This is a genomic window from Mycolicibacterium iranicum, from assembly GCF_002101705.1.
In the GTDB taxonomy this organism is placed as follows: domain Bacteria; phylum Actinomycetota; class Actinomycetes; order Mycobacteriales; family Mycobacteriaceae; genus Mycobacterium; species Mycobacterium iranicum.
This window is the reverse complement of record NZ_LQPC01000047.1, coordinates 198,111-210,895: the sequence shown is the minus strand read 5'-3', so window position 1 is coordinate 210,895 and position 12,785 is coordinate 198,111. Positions and strand designations below refer to the sequence as shown.

16 protein-coding genes are annotated in these 12,785 nt (G+C 67.4%); 9 read left to right on the top strand and 7 right to left on the bottom strand.

Translation table 11 applies throughout. The features are described 5' to 3' along the window. Positions 1-139 precede the first annotated feature (139 nt). Complete coding sequence (locus AWC12_RS22225; RefSeq protein WP_085177002.1) at positions 140-1,525, top strand: DUF349 domain-containing protein; 1,386 nt, start codon at positions 140-142, stop codon at positions 1,523-1,525. Positions 1,526-1,529: 4 nt separating this feature from the next. Here AWC12_RS22225 and AWC12_RS22220 read toward each other — a convergent pair whose 3' ends face one another. Together AWC12_RS22220 and miaB are read right to left on the bottom strand one after the other, a co-directional pair. After that, the gene (locus AWC12_RS22220; RefSeq protein WP_036464838.1) at positions 1,530-2,120 is read right to left on the bottom strand and encodes an Rv2732c family membrane protein; all 591 of its coding nucleotides are present in this window, start codon (positions 2,118-2,120) and stop codon (positions 1,530-1,532) included. After that, positions 2,117-3,682 (bottom strand): tRNA (N6-isopentenyl adenosine(37)-C2)-methylthiotransferase MiaB, encoded by a 1,566-nt coding sequence (miaB, locus tag AWC12_RS22215; RefSeq protein ID WP_085177000.1) that lies wholly within the window; start codon positions 3,680-3,682, stop codon positions 2,117-2,119. The genes AWC12_RS22220 and miaB overlap by 4 nt, the downstream gene beginning before the upstream one ends. Positions 3,683-3,907: 225 nt before the next feature. Between miaB and AWC12_RS22210 the strand changes: the two genes are divergently transcribed. Genes AWC12_RS22210 through AWC12_RS22185 form a run of 6 tightly spaced genes read left to right on the top strand, consistent with a single transcriptional unit; the run spans position 3,908 to position 7,776 of the window. Beyond that, positions 3,908-4,636, top strand: a complete 729-nt coding sequence (locus AWC12_RS22210; protein WP_110808728.1) for an amino acid ABC transporter ATP-binding protein — start codon at positions 3,908-3,910, stop codon at positions 4,634-4,636. 35 nt (positions 4,637-4,671) lie between these two features. Beyond that, complete coding sequence (locus AWC12_RS22205) at positions 4,672-5,505, top strand: glutamate ABC transporter substrate-binding protein (protein ID WP_024445940.1); 834 nt, start codon at positions 4,672-4,674, stop codon at positions 5,503-5,505. 26 nt (positions 5,506-5,531) lie between these two features. Continuing rightward, positions 5,532-6,212, top strand: coding sequence for an amino acid ABC transporter permease (locus AWC12_RS22200; protein WP_085176999.1), 681 nt, complete (start codon positions 5,532-5,534; stop codon positions 6,210-6,212). Then, positions 6,209-7,087, top strand: coding sequence for an amino acid ABC transporter permease (locus tag AWC12_RS22195; RefSeq protein ID WP_024445942.1), 879 nt, complete (start codon positions 6,209-6,211; stop codon positions 7,085-7,087). Before AWC12_RS22200 ends, AWC12_RS22195 begins: the two co-directional genes overlap by 4 nt. A gap of 9 nt (positions 7,088-7,096) precedes the next feature. After that, positions 7,097-7,519 carry a DUF1622 domain-containing protein gene (locus tag AWC12_RS22190; RefSeq protein WP_024445943.1) on the top strand — a complete coding sequence of 141 codons (423 nt, stop codon included), beginning with the start codon at positions 7,097-7,099 and terminating at the stop codon, positions 7,517-7,519. Continuing rightward, a complete protein-coding gene (locus AWC12_RS22185) occupies positions 7,516-7,776 on the top strand; it encodes a hypothetical protein (RefSeq protein WP_024445944.1) in 261 nt (86 codons plus the stop codon). The genes AWC12_RS22190 and AWC12_RS22185 overlap by 4 nt, the downstream gene beginning before the upstream one ends. On the opposite strand, the gene recX is transcribed toward AWC12_RS22185, so the two are convergent. Together recX and recA are read right to left on the bottom strand one after the other, a co-directional pair. Then, positions 7,773-8,339 (bottom strand): recombination regulator RecX, encoded by a 567-nt coding sequence (gene recX / locus AWC12_RS22180; protein WP_085176998.1) that lies wholly within the window; start codon positions 8,337-8,339, stop codon positions 7,773-7,775. The two genes, AWC12_RS22185 and recX, sit on opposite strands and share 4 nt — an antisense overlap. Beyond that, positions 8,308-9,360 carry a recombinase RecA gene (recA, locus tag AWC12_RS22175; RefSeq protein WP_024445946.1) on the bottom strand — a complete coding sequence of 351 codons (1,053 nt, stop codon included), beginning with the start codon at positions 9,358-9,360 and terminating at the stop codon, positions 8,308-8,310. Before recA ends, recX begins: the two co-directional genes overlap by 32 nt. Before the next feature lie 168 nt (positions 9,361-9,528). Between recA and AWC12_RS22170 the strand changes: the two genes are divergently transcribed. Further along, on the top strand, positions 9,529-10,422 hold the full coding sequence (locus tag AWC12_RS22170; protein WP_085176996.1) for an alpha/beta hydrolase: 894 nt from the start codon (positions 9,529-9,531) through the stop codon (positions 10,420-10,422). Here AWC12_RS22170 and AWC12_RS22165 read toward each other — a convergent pair. The 3 genes from AWC12_RS22165 to AWC12_RS22155 are packed head-to-tail and all read right to left on the bottom strand — an operon-like array spanning position 10,397 to position 12,260. Then, positions 10,397-10,876 (bottom strand): OsmC family protein, encoded by a 480-nt coding sequence (locus tag AWC12_RS22165; RefSeq protein ID WP_085176994.1) that lies wholly within the window; start codon positions 10,874-10,876, stop codon positions 10,397-10,399. The two genes, AWC12_RS22170 and AWC12_RS22165, sit on opposite strands and share 26 nt — an antisense overlap. A 7-nt stretch (positions 10,877-10,883) precedes the next feature. Continuing rightward, a complete protein-coding gene (locus tag AWC12_RS22160; RefSeq protein WP_085176992.1) occupies positions 10,884-11,078 on the bottom strand; it encodes a DUF3046 domain-containing protein in 195 nt (64 codons plus the stop codon). A 9-nt stretch (positions 11,079-11,087) separates the two neighbouring features. Next, the gene (locus tag AWC12_RS22155; RefSeq protein WP_085176990.1) at positions 11,088-12,260 is read right to left on the bottom strand and encodes a glycosyltransferase; all 1,173 of its coding nucleotides are present in this window, start codon (positions 12,258-12,260) and stop codon (positions 11,088-11,090) included. A gap of 43 nt (positions 12,261-12,303) precedes the next feature. On the opposite strand from AWC12_RS22155, the gene AWC12_RS22150 reads away from it, so the two are divergent. After that, the gene (locus AWC12_RS22150; RefSeq protein WP_024445951.1) at positions 12,304-12,756 is read left to right on the top strand and encodes a limonene-1,2-epoxide hydrolase family protein; all 453 of its coding nucleotides are present in this window, start codon (positions 12,304-12,306) and stop codon (positions 12,754-12,756) included. Positions 12,757-12,785: the final 29 nt, after the last annotated feature.

Below are 12,785 nucleotides of genomic sequence, written 5' to 3'. Positions count from 1 at the left end.
ATCCGCCGTGCCCAAGGCATGGGCGCAGCGCCGGTCGACCTGTTTGAATAGCCTTCTACGACGACGTGAATAGCTACAGGCGCCGCGCTGCGCGGCACGTGCGTGGGGACACCCACGCTGAGGACACGAGGTAACGGACATGACGATCACCGATTCGGGCGGATCCCAGGAAGCCGGGCAGCAGAGCTCCGAGGCCGCGGCCACGCCCAGCCCGACGCCGTCTGCCGCTGCCGCCAAACCCAAACCCGGTCCCGTGCCCCGCCCGGGGCCGCGGCCGTCGGCGCCGCCCGCGGCCCCTGTGGTCAGCACCGTGCCCGTCAGCGACCCACACAGGTTCGGACGAGTCGACCCCGACGGCACGGTGTGGCTGGTCACCGCGTCCGGCGAGCGCAACATCGGTTCGTGGCAGGCCGGCGACGCCGAGGCCGCCTATGCCCACTTCGGCCGCCGCTTCGACGATCTGCAGACCGAGGTAGTCCTCCTCGAGACCAGGCTGGCCGCCGGCACCGGCGATGCCCGCAAGATAAAGTCGGCGGCGTCCACGCTGGCCGAAACGTTGCCCGAGGCCCATGTCCTGGGCGACGTCGACTCGCTGGCCGCCCGGCTCGCCGCGATCGTCGAGCACGCCGACGCCGCCACGCAGGAAGAGAAGGCCAAGCGCGAAGAGCTGCGCGCCGCGCAGACCGCCCGCAAGGAAGCGCTGGCCGCGGAGGCGGAAGATCTGGCGGCCAACGCGACGCAGTGGAAAGCGGCGGGCGACCGGATGCGGGCGATCCTCGACGAGTGGAAGACGATCACCGGACTCGACCGCAAGGTTGACGACGCGTTGTGGAAGCGCTACTCAGCGGCCCGCGAGACGTTCAACCGCCGCCGCGGTTCGCACTTCGCCGAACTGGACCGCGAGCGCGCAGGAGCCAAGCAGGCCAAGGAAGCGCTGTGCCAACGGGCCGAGTCGTTGTGCGACTCCACCGATTGGGGTCCCACCTCGGGCACGTTCAGGGAACTGCTGGCCGAGTGGAAGGCCGCGGGCCGCGCGTCCAAGGACGTCGACGACGCCTTGTGGCAGCGATTCAAGGCAGCGCAGGACAAGTTCTTCTCGGCCCGTAATGCGGCCACCGCCGAACGTGACGCCGAGTTCCGGAGCAACCTCGACGCCAAAGAGGCCCTGCTCGCCGAGGCAGAACGGATCGACGCCTCCGACCTCGACGCCGCGAGGGCGGCACTGCGGGTCATCGGCGACAAGTGGGACGCCATCGGAAAGGTGCCCCGCGAACGGTCTGCCGAACTGGAGCGCCGGATGCGCGCCATCGAGAAGAAGATCCGCGATGCCCCGACCGGCGGCGTCGACCCCGAGGCCCAGGCCCGTGCGGACCAGTTCCGGGAGCGCGCCGAGCAATTCGAGCGGCAGGCGGAGAAGGCGGCCGCCGCGGGCAAGACCAAGGACGCCGAGAAGGCGCGGGCCAGCGCCGAGCAGTGGCGGCAGTGGGCCGACGCGGCGGCGGACTCGCTCACCCGGAAGCGCTGAGCCGTTACGACGTCGGCTTGTCGGGGTCGTCGTCGGTGAAGGTTTCCAGCAGGCCCTTGTTCTGACCTGCCGCGCTCTGGTCGCGCCGATACTGCTCGGCGGCAAGGTGCAAAGCGGTACGTGCGGCGACCACTCTTGCCCAGTTGTAGGTGAGCAGGATGACCGCGAACCACGCCACGACGAGGCCGATTCCGGGGCCTGGGTACGGATCAGGCGCGGTCTGGCGGGTCCATAGGGCGAGCACCCCGAGGAATGACGCCACCGTCGACCCGGCAAGCGCGACCCATGCCACAGCCCACCGGCGGGTCAGCAGCGCCAGCATCGAGAAGCCCACCCCGAAGACGACGGCGAAAATCGCGAACACGCGGTGCGGCAGGATGACGCCGTTGTCGGCTGCGGCCGCGGTGCCGGTCACGACGTCGAGGCCCCGCGCACCGCCGGTGTGAGGCAGGAACAGCGTTGCCAGCAGAATGAAGACCAGGATGGCGATCACCAAAGCCCTTGGGCCCGGATCGATCTCACGTGCCACCCGGCGTTCGGCGGCCTCGATGTCGCCCTTGAAATCTTCGAAGCCGTTTCCGGGCTGCGCGCTCACCGGGAACACCCCGCCGTCACGGGCGCCGACACCGGAACACCGATGCCGGGCATGCCGAGCCCGACGCCCGTGCGCGGTGTCCGCCCTGCCGCGTGCGCATCGCCGGCACGGGTGCGGCGATGCTCGGTCAGGATCGCGTCGGCGATCAGATGATGGGGCGCGGCGCCGGTGACGGTGGTGACGACGACGTCGCCAGGCCTGATGTCGTCGCGCAGCGCGCCGGGCGCGAAGTGCACCAGCCTGCCGTCGCGGGCGCGGCCCGACATCCTGGCGGTGGTCACGTCCTTGCGTCCCTCACCCGTGGCGACGAGCAACTCGACGCTGCGACCGACCTGAGCCGCGTTCTCTTCCAGCGAGATTCGTTCCTGCAGCTCGATCAACCGCTGATAACGTTCGGATACAACAGCTTTGGGAATCTGATCGGCCAGATCGGCGGCCGGGGTGCCCGGCCGCTTCGAGTACTGGAATGTGAACGCGCTGGCGAAGCGCGACGCCTCGACGACATCGAGCGTGGCCTGGAAGTCCTCTTCGGTCTCACCCGGGAAGCCGACGATCAGGTCTGTGGTGATCGCCGCGTGCGGGATGGCCGCGCGGACGCGGTCGATGATGCCCAGATAGCGGTCGGCCCGGTAGGAGCGCCGCATCGCGCGCAGGATGCGGTCAGAACCGGATTGCAGCGGCATGTGCAGGGTCGGGCACACGTTGGGCGTATCGGCCATCGCCTCGATCACGTCGTCGGTGAACTCGGCGGGGTGCGGCGAGGTGAATCGCACGCGTTCCAGCCCGTCGATGCGGCCGCAGGCGCGCAGCAACTTGGCGAATGCGCCGCGGTCACGCGGCTCGGCGGCCCAGGCCGTCGGGTCCTCGCGTAACCGCTCGTCCGTGGCAAAGGACACACCGTAGGCGTTCACGTTCTGGCCGAGCAGCGTGATCTCCAGCACACCCTGGTCGACCAGCGACTGCACTTCGGCGAGGACGTCTGCCGGCCGCCGGTCCACCTCTTTGCCGCGCAACGACGGGACGATGCAGAACGTACAGGTGTTGTTGCAGCCGACGGAGATCGAAACCCAAGCGGCGTAGGACGATTCGCGGCTGGCAGGCAGCGCCGACGGGAACTCCTGCAACGCCTCGGCGATTTCGACCTGCGCGACGCGGTTGTGGCGGGCGCGGTCCAGAAGAGCCGGCAGCGACCCGATGTTGTGGGTGCCGAAGACCACGTCGACCCACGGCGCCTTGCGCAGCACCGAGTCACGGTCCTTCTGGGCCAGGCAGCCGCCGACGGCGATCTGCATGTGCGGGTCGGCTTGCTTGCGCGGCGCGAGATGACTGAGGTTGCCGTAGAGCTTGTTATCGGCGTTCTCGCGCACCGCGCAGGTGTTGAACACCACGATGTCGGCGTCGGCGCCCGCGGGCGCGCGCTGATAGCCGGCCTCTTCGAGTAGCCCGGACAGACGCTCGGAGTCGTGCACGTTCATCTGGCATCCGTAGGTGCGGACCTCGAAGGTGCGCACGGTGCGTTCGGGCGCGAGCCCGAGCGTCTGCGGCGTCACCGTGGAAGTCACTGCCCCATCCTACGGAGCAGGCGGTGCCGCCCCGAAATCGTGGGCCAGGGCGAGCGAAGCGACGGGGGAAAACGACCAGGGCGAGCGAAGCGACGGGGAAGACGACCCCAGGGCGAGCGAAGCGACGGGGGAAAACGCAGGGATCGCGGAGTTCCAGGCACGCTGGGCCTTCCCTGGGTAAGGTCATCACGCATGGAGAGCCCCAGGGAGTCCCCTGATGTGCCGATGATCTCGGTCAAGGGGGTCAACAAGCACTTCGGCGCCCTCCACGTCCTCAAGGACATCAATCTCGACGTCGGCAAGGGGCAGGTGGTCGTCGTGCTGGGACCGTCAGGCTCCGGCAAGTCGACGCTGTGCCGCACGATCAACCGACTGGAGACCATCGACTCGGGCACCATCGCGATCGACGGCGAGGTTCTGCCGGAGGAGGGCCGCAAGCTGGCCCAGCTCCGTTCGGACGTCGGCATGGTATTCCAGTCGTTCAACCTGTTCGCGCACAAGACAATTCTGGAAAATGTCACGCTGGCGCCGATGAAGGTGCGCAAGGCCTCCAAGGAAAAAGCGCGCGAGAAGGCAATGCGTTTGCTTGAGCGCGTCGGAGTGGCCAACCAGGCCGAGAAATACCCCGCCCAACTCTCGGGCGGTCAGCAACAACGTGTCGCCATCGCGCGATCGCTGGCGATGGACCCCAAGGTCATGTTGTTCGATGAGCCGACCAGCGCGCTGGATCCCGAGATGATCAACGAGGTCCTCGCGGTCATGTCGGGATTGGCCACCGATGGTATGACGATGCTTGTGGTCACCCACGAAATGGGGTTCGCGCGGCGCGCAGCAAACCGCGTGGTGTTCATGTCGGACGGTGCGATCGTCGAGGACGCCGAACCCCTTCAGTTCTTCGAAAACCCCCAGACCGACCGTGCCAAGGATTTTCTGGGCAAGATCCTCCATCACTGAATCCCACCGGAGCCCCGGCGAAAGGAAACCCCGTCATGTCCCCGAAGTTCCTCTCCAAGCGCGTCCTCGGTGCGCTCGCTCTGGCAGCGGCCCTGCCGCTCGCCGCGACCGCATGCGGTGGCGGCGACAGCGGAGGTGGTGGTGGCGGCGGCGACACCATCGTCATCGGCACCAAGTTCGACCAGCCCGGTCTGGGGATGAAGAACCCCGATGGCACGATGAGCGGCTTCGACGTCGACGTCGCGACCTATGTCGCGGGCGAACTCGGGTATGCGCCCGACAAGATCGAATGGAAGGAAGCGCCGTCGGCGCAGCGCGAGAACCTGATCCAGAACGGCCAGGTCGAATTCATCGCGGCGACGTACTCGATCACCGATGCCCGCAAGGAGAAGGTGTCCTTCGCCGGTCCGTACCTGATCACCGGCCAGAGTCTGCTCGTCCGCGAAGACAACACCGACATCACGGGCAAGGACTCGCTCGCGAACAACAAGATCCTGTGCTCGGTGTCGGGTTCGACGCCGGCGCAGAAGATCAAGGATGAGTTTCCGAGCGTTCAGCTTCAGCAGTACGACACCTATTCGGCCTGCATCGACGCGCTCAAGAACGGCGCCGTCGACGCCGTGACCACCGACGAGGTCATCCTCGCTGGGTATGCGGCACAGACCCCCGGCACGTTCAAGATCGTCGGGGACACCTTCTCCGAGGAGAACTACGGAATCGGCCTGAAGAAGGACGACGCCGAACTGCGCACCAAGATCAACGACGCACTGAAGAAGATGGAAGAAAGCGGCGCCTGGAAGGAAGCGTTCGACAAGAACCTCGGCCCTGCAGGCATCACCGCGCCGGCACCGCCGCCGATCGCCAACTGAGCGCGCGGTACTGACCGGAGCCGCACGTGGAGGTTTTCACCGAGTATCGCGCGGAGATCTTCGCCGCGTTCTGGACGACGATCCAGCTGACGGTGCTCTCCGCGGTCGGCGCTCTCGTCCTCGGCACGGTGCTGGCCGCGATGCGGCTGGCACCGGTGCCGGTGCTCAACTGGCTGGGTGCTGCGTACGTCAACATCGTGCGCAACACCCCGCTGACGTTGATCATTCTGTTCTGTTCGTTCGGGTTGGCGCAGACGCTGGGACTCACGCTCGCCAACCGGCAGTCGCCGACGTTCATCGCCGATAGCGGTTTCCGGCTCGCGGTCCTCGGCCTGACGGTCTACACCGCCTCGTTCGTGTGCGAGACGGTGCGATCCGGGGTGAACACCATCCCGCTGGGCCAGGCTGAAGCAGCTCGTTCACTGGGGCTCACGTTCGGCCAGAACCTGCGGATCGTGTTGTTGCCGCAGGCGTTTCGCGCAGTGATCATTCCGCTGGGCTCTGTGCTGATCGCGCTGACCAAAAACACGACCATCGCGTCGGCGATCGGCGTCGCCGAGGCGGCGCTGCTGATGAAGGAGATGATCGAGAACACCGCGGCGGTGCTCGTGGTCGGCGGCATCTTCGCCCTCGGATTCGTGGTCCTCACCCTGCCGCTGGGACTGCTGTTCGGGTGGCTGGGCAAGCGGATGGCGGTCGCCAGGTGACCGGCTCTTCCGTCCTGTTCGACGCCCCGGGTCCGCGGGCCCGGGTTCGTAACCGGATCATCACCGGCATCGCGATCCTCGGTTTCATGGTCGTCATCGCCGTGGTGCTCGCCCGCCTGGTCGAGCGGGATCAGCTCACCGCTGAGAAGTGGCGACCGTTCCTCACCGGCGACCTGTGGCGCACCTACGTGTGGCCCGGTATCGAGGGCACACTGACGGCCGCTGCGGTCTCCATCGTTCTCGCACTGGCGCTGGGATTCGTGATGGGCGTGGGCCGGTTGTCGACTCACACCGGAATCCGTTGGGTGTCTTCGGTGTTCGTCGAATTCTTCCGCGCGGTACCCGTGCTGATCATGATGATCTTCGCCTACTTCTTGTACGCCTTCTACGAGGTGTTCCCGTCGCAATACCTCGCCCTCGCCGGCGTGATCACCGGCCTCACGCTGTACAACGGCGCCGTCATCGCCGAGATCGTGCGCGCGGGCGTGCACGCGCTGCCGCGCGGCCAGGCGGAGGCCTCGTCTGCACTCGGGCTGACCTGGGGCCAGACGATGCGGTCGATCCTGCTGCCGCAAGCCATCACGTCGATGCTGCCGGTGCTCATCTCTCAGCTCGTCGTCGTCTTGAAGGACACCGCGCTCGGGTACCAGATCACGTTCGTGGAGATGGTGCGCCAGGGCACGGTGATCGGTTCGGCGTACGGCAACTACATTCCGGCCCTGATCGTCATCGCGGCGCTGATGATCGCGCTGAACTTCACACTGTCGTGGTTTGCCACCCGACTGGAGAAACGGCTGCGACGTTCGAGCAGGGGGCCGGCGCCCATGGAGGCCGAGCCGCTCGACCTGCAGGGTGAACGCAGCCGCGGCGTCTGACGTCTTGCGATGACCGCCAGCCTGAACGCTTTCGAGGTCCTGCCCGAGTCGACGCTGCGCGAGGCGGTCGACCTGATGGTCCGCCTCATCGAAGCGTGCGGCGCCGTGGTCATCATGATCGGGGCGGTTGTGGCCATCGCGAAGTTTGTCGTCGCGCTGGGGCGGCGCAACATCAATCAGTTCTCGTCCGTGCGGCTGACGTTGGCCCGTTTTCTCGTGCTGGGGCTGGAGTTCCAGCTCGCCGCCGACGTGTTACGCACGGCCATCTCGCCATCCTTTGAGGAGATCGGCAAGCTGGCGGCCATCGCGGCGATCCGCACCATCTTGAACTACTTCCTCAATCGCGAGATCGCGCAGGAGCAGGCGGAAATCGAGATGCTGAAGAATGCATCCGGTCCGCAGAGGCCTGCCGATCCCCCACCGGCTCCGTGAACGTCGTCCTCGGCGCGGCATGGTGTTTCGCGGCCTCCGGGATCCTGCTGGGGATCGCGGCGCTGGTCGTGTTCCGTCAGCCGCTGCTCGCGCTGCGGGTGACGCTCGAGTTGCTCACGGCGGCCGGGCTGTTGCGGTTGAGCGTCGATTCGTCGTGGGCGGCGATCGCGGTGACGGCGGTGCTGATCGTGATACGCCGCACCATCACCCGCAGCTTGATGGCCGACCTCAGCGCGCCGCCATGGCGAAGTGCCTAAACCCGGCGTCGTTCCCGCTCGTTGGCCAGTTCCGCGGTGACGACATCCAATGCCATGGTCTGGTGATAGCCGCGGCGGGCCAGCATGCCGACCAGCCTGCGCACCACCTTGTTCTCCGCATCCCGGTCGCCGGGATCTCCGAGCTTCTCGCGGCGTAGTTTGTCGCGGACCAACTGCTCGGCGCGGGTGCGTTCGGCACCGGCGTCGATGCCGGCCAGCGCTGAGTCGATGACCTCGTTGTCCACGCCCTTGTTGCGCAGCTCGGCAGCCAACGCGCGCTTGCCTTTTCCGGCATTCTGACGCCTGGAACGAACCCACTGTTCGGCGAAGTCCTCGTCGTCGACGAGACCGACCTGAGCCAGCCGGTCGAGGACAGCCACACTGACCTCGTCGGGATATCCCCGCTTGGCCAACTGCGCCTCGAGCTCGGCCCTCGTCCGGGCCCGCGCGGTGAGCAGGCGCAGGCACAGGGCCCGCGCCTGCTCGGCGCGCTTGCCGGAGTCCTCGGTGTGACCCGGGGCTCCGCCGGGATCAGAAGTCGACGGGAGCGGGAAGAGCGCCATCGGCTGCGTCATCGGTCAACTGGGCCCCGATACCGAGCTTCTCTTTGATCTTCTTCTCGATCTCGTTGGCCACATCGACGTTCTCCAGCAGGAAGTTTCGCGCGTTCTCCTTGCCCTGACCCAGCTGCTCACCGTCGTAGGTGAACCAGGATCCGGACTTGCGGATGAAGCCGTGCTCGACACCCATGTCGATGAGCGAGCCCTCCCTGCTGATGCCCTTGCCGTAGAGGATGTCGAATTCGGCCTGCTTGAACGGCGGCGACACCTTGTTCTTGACGACCTTGACCCTGGTGCGGTTGCCGACCGCGTCGGTGCCGTCCTTGAGGGTCTCGATACGGCGGACATCCATGCGGACCGACGCATAGAACTTCAGCGCCTTACCGCCCGTGGTGGTCTCGGGCGACCCGAACATCACACCGATCTTCTCGCGGAGCTGGTTGATGAAGATGGCGGTGGTACCCGAGTTGTTCAGCGCGCCGGTCATCTTCCGCAGCGCCTGGCTCATCAGGCGAGCCTGCAGGCCGACGTGACTGTCCCCCATCTCGCCCTCGATTTCGGCGCGCGGCACCAGAGCCGCGACCGAGTCGATGACCAGGATGTCCAGTGCGCCGGACCGGATCAGCATGTCGGCGATCTCAAGCGCCTGCTCGCCGGTGTCGGGCTGGGAGACCAGCAGTGCATCGGTGTCCACGCCGAGCTTCTTGGCGTAGTCGGGGTCCAGCGCGTGCTCGGCGTCGATGAAGGCGGCGATACCGCCCGCGGCCTGGGCATTGGCGACGGCGTGCAGCGCAACGGTGGTCTTACCGGAGGATTCCGGACCGTAGATCTCGATGACGCGGCCACGGGGCAGCCCGCCGATGCCGAGTGCGACATCGAGCGCGATCGAACCGGTCGGGATGACCGAGATCGGTGGGCGCACATCCTCGCCCAGCCTCATGACCGAGCCCTTGCCGAAGTTCTTGTCGATCTGTGCGAGCGCGAGCTCCAGGGCCTTCTCGCGATCGGGGGCTTGCGGTGCCATGGTGATACCTCTCCGGTAGTCGTTGTTGACCGGTTCTCGGTCGGTTAGCCGTGACGCTAGGCGAGGCCACCGACAAGTCCTGTTTCCGATGACTCGGTCGAACTTCACCCACAGTAGACGAACAGGTGTTCGATTCAAGCGGACACGCCGACGACTAGTGTTTCGACCATGACGATGCGAGACGACATCCGGATTTCCGCGCAGGATGAGCAGATCGCAGCCTATCTCTACCGACCTGCGGTCACCGACGGTGCGGTTCCCTGCGTGGTGATGGCGCACGGCTTCAGTGGCACACGTGACGACGCGCTTCCCGGTTACGCCGAGGTCTTCCGAGACGCCGGTTTCGCCGTGGTCGTGTTCGACTACCGTCATTTCGGCGCCTCGACCGGCACACCCCGCCAGCTGCTGCACATCGGCAGGCAGCGCCAGGACTATCGGACGGTCATCGCCTGGGCTCGCCGCCTTGAGGGCGTCGACGCCGACCGGATCGTCGCGTGGGGAACGTCGTTCAGTGGCGGCACTGTCCTCGCCGTCGCCGCCGAAGATCCCCGGCTCGCGGCGGTGATCGCCCAGGCGCCGATGACCGATGCCCTCGCCTCGGTACTCCAGGTGCCGCCGACGACGGTCCGGCGGATCATCCTGGCCGCAATCCGCGACCAGATCGGCGCCTGGCGTGGACGTCCACCGCTGACCCTGCCCGCTGTCGGGGCTCCCGGCACCGTCGCCGCAATGACCTCACCGGACGCCGAGGCCGGACTCCGGGCGGTTATCAGCCCGGAGTCTTTGTGGCGCAACGAGTTCGCAGCCCGACTGATGTTGACGTTTCCGTTCAACCGGCAGGGTCGCAAGGCCGCCCGCCTGCAGATGCCGGTGCTGTTCTGCGTCTGCGACCACGACACCGTCACCCCGCCCGGTCCCACCGTCGCCGCGGCGCGGCGCGCCCCGCGCGGCGAGATCCGCCACTATCCGTGCGGCCATTTCGACATCTACCACGACCCGCAGGCCAAGGCCGACCAGTTGGAGTTCCTCCAGCGGGTCACGGAGCGGCGGGTGCGGTCCTGATCGTGACGTGGTGGTGGATGGGCGTCTTCACCGACCGCGCGATGAAGCAGTAGTCGCCGACCCGATGGTGCAGGCGCTCCGCGAGTTCCTCGTCGGATCCGGGGGCGACGGTCACCACGGGATTCAAGGTGACGCTTTCGAATTGCCCTGCGCCGCCACGCTCTTCGACCATGACGGCGGTGGGCCTGTCGCGATAGTCGGTCACCGTGATGCCCGCGCCCGCCGCCAGGGCCAGATACCACAGCATGTGGCATTGGGCGATCGACGCGATGTAGAGCTGCTCGGGGTTCCAACGAGTTGGATCTCCGCGGAACGCCGGATCCGACGAACCGTCGATCGGGTGATGTCCGTCGGCGCTGACCACGTGATCTCGGGAATACGATCGCGCGTTCTGCGTGCCGGCTCCCTGGTTGCCCGTCCAGGTGAGGACGACCTCGTAGGTGTGCCGGGTCATCGACGCCTCACCACTGATCGCGCGGCACGTCGAAGTCCGCGCACAGGGCCCGCCATACGTCGCGCGGCTCGACCCCGTCCTCGATGGCCTGGGCGGCGGTACGACCGCCGATGCTGGTCAGCACATGGTCCATCAGCATCGAGGACGCGCGCACCGCGCCGAACTGCCCCTCGACCAGTTCCTGGAATTCCGTGAGCCGCACGAAACCAACCTACGCCGAGGGGCCCAGCGCGTCATGGCACACCCGTACCGGATCTGCCACACCAGCCGCGCTGGCACCGGCCCGCACAGCGGCCTCCCGATAGCGGGCCGAACCGAGCACGTCTCGCACCGACGCGGCCAACGCATCGGCGGTCAACGGCCTGACCAGCTGCGCACTGCCTTGTCGCACAACCCGATTGGCGATCTCCCACTGATCGCCGCCGCCGGGGACGACGACCATCGGGACGCCGGCGAGCAACGATTTGGCGACGGTGCCGTGGCCGCCGCCGCAGATGAGCAGATCAGCTCGTGACAACAGTTCGTCCTGGCGCCCCAGCCCGATCACCGCCCACGGCGGGGTATCGCCGTAAGCGTCGTCCAGCTGCGACACCACCACGCGGGCACCCTCGGGCAGCACCTCGCCGGGCACCAACGTGCTCAGCGCCAGCTCGACGAGCCCGCCCGCACCGGTCATTGCGGTGGACGGGGCCACCACCACGACGGGACCGTCGCCGTCGGGCAGCGTCAGCACCTCGGTGGTCGGTTCGAAGTGCAGCGGTCCCACCACGACGGCTTCCTCCGGCCAGTCCGGGCGCGGCACCTCGAGGGCGGGCAGCGTGGCGATGAGCCGGCGCACCGGCCCCGGGTCCTCGGCGGGCAACCCGATCGCGGCCCGGGCCTCGGCGCGCTGGCGCAGCCCGGCACGCCACGATCGCGCGCTCAAGGTCCGCAGCACCGCATCGCGCAGCCGGCCGCGGACGCCCAGACCGGGTGCCAGTCCGCTGCCCACCGGCGGGAGGCCCTTCGACGGCCGGTACAGAGGATGGGTGTTCAGCTCCACCCACGGGATGCCGAGCAGATCGGCTGCCAGTCCGCCGCACGCGGTAATCGAATCGGACACCACCAGATCGGGCCGAAGGTCGCCGATCCGGGATCGATTGAGCACGGCCATCCGCGCGGCCCGCTGATGGATCTTCGCCCCGGCGTCCGTGTCGTCGTCGAACGCGGTCGGATCCAGGCCGTCGAGTTCGATGGCCTCGATGCCCTCCGCGTGAGCGGCGTCGAGCCATTTGGTGCCCGTGAGCAGTGTCGGCGCGTCCCCCGCAGCCACGAATCTCTTGCAGAGCGCGATCGCCGGAAAGGAGTGTCCCGGGTCGGGTCCGGCGACCACGGCAACGCGCATGCGGGCTACCCTGCCACAGCGCCGGTGGCTAGGCTCGGGCGATATGACCGACGAGGCACTCCCCACCGCCACCACAGCAATCGCCGACAAGGCCGACGTCGTCCAGAGGTTCCTCTACGCCCTCGAGGACAACGACTTCGACACGTTCGAAGAACTCGCCGCCCCGGATCTGGTCTGGCAGAACGTCGGACTGCCCTCCATCCGCGGGCGCGCCAGAATCCTGACCATGCTGCGCCGCGCCGAGGGCAAAGGCGGTTTTGCGGTGAAGTTCCACCGCGTCGCCGCCCAGGGCGACACGGTGCTCACTGAGCGCACCGACGCGATCATCCTGGGGCCGCTGCGCCTGCAGTTCTGGGTGTGCGGGCGATTCGATTTCAACGAGGCCGGCCAGATCACGCTGTGGCGGGACTACTTCGACCTCTTCGACTTCATGGTCAAGGCCCCGTTGCGCGCCCTGCCCGGCATTCTGGTGCCGGCGCTCCGCCCGAAGTTCTGACTGCCGAACGACCTGCCCACGCACCGAAT

What these genes read in the sequence shown, in the direction of transcription:
- recA (WP_024445946.1), bottom strand. Translation starts at nt 9,360, where the DNA reads ATGGCACCGCAAGCCCCCGATCGCGAGAAGGCCCTGGAGCTCGCGCTC.
- AWC12_RS22190 (WP_024445943.1), top strand. Translation starts at nt 7,097, where the DNA reads ATGACCGCCAGCCTGAACGCTTTCGAGGTCCTGCCCGAGTCGACGCTG.
- AWC12_RS22155 (WP_085176990.1), bottom strand. Translation starts at nt 12,260, where the DNA reads ATGCGCGTTGCCGTGGTCGCCGGACCCGACCCGGGACACTCCTTTCCG.
- AWC12_RS22205 (WP_024445940.1), top strand. Translation starts at nt 4,672, where the DNA reads ATGTCCCCGAAGTTCCTCTCCAAGCGCGTCCTCGGTGCGCTCGCTCTG.
- AWC12_RS22210 (WP_110808728.1), top strand. Translation starts at nt 3,908, where the DNA reads ATGATCTCGGTCAAGGGGGTCAACAAGCACTTCGGCGCCCTCCACGTC.
- AWC12_RS22225 (WP_085177002.1), top strand. Translation starts at nt 140, where the DNA reads ATGACGATCACCGATTCGGGCGGATCCCAGGAAGCCGGGCAGCAGAGC.
- AWC12_RS22165 (WP_085176994.1), bottom strand. Translation starts at nt 10,876, where the DNA reads ATGACCCGGCACACCTACGAGGTCGTCCTCACCTGGACGGGCAACCAG.
- AWC12_RS22170 (WP_085176996.1), top strand. Translation starts at nt 9,529, where the DNA reads ATGACGATGCGAGACGACATCCGGATTTCCGCGCAGGATGAGCAGATC.
- AWC12_RS22150 (WP_024445951.1), top strand. Translation starts at nt 12,304, where the DNA reads ATGACCGACGAGGCACTCCCCACCGCCACCACAGCAATCGCCGACAAG.
- recX (WP_085176998.1), bottom strand. Translation starts at nt 8,339, where the DNA reads ATGGCGCTCTTCCCGCTCCCGTCGACTTCTGATCCCGGCGGAGCCCCG.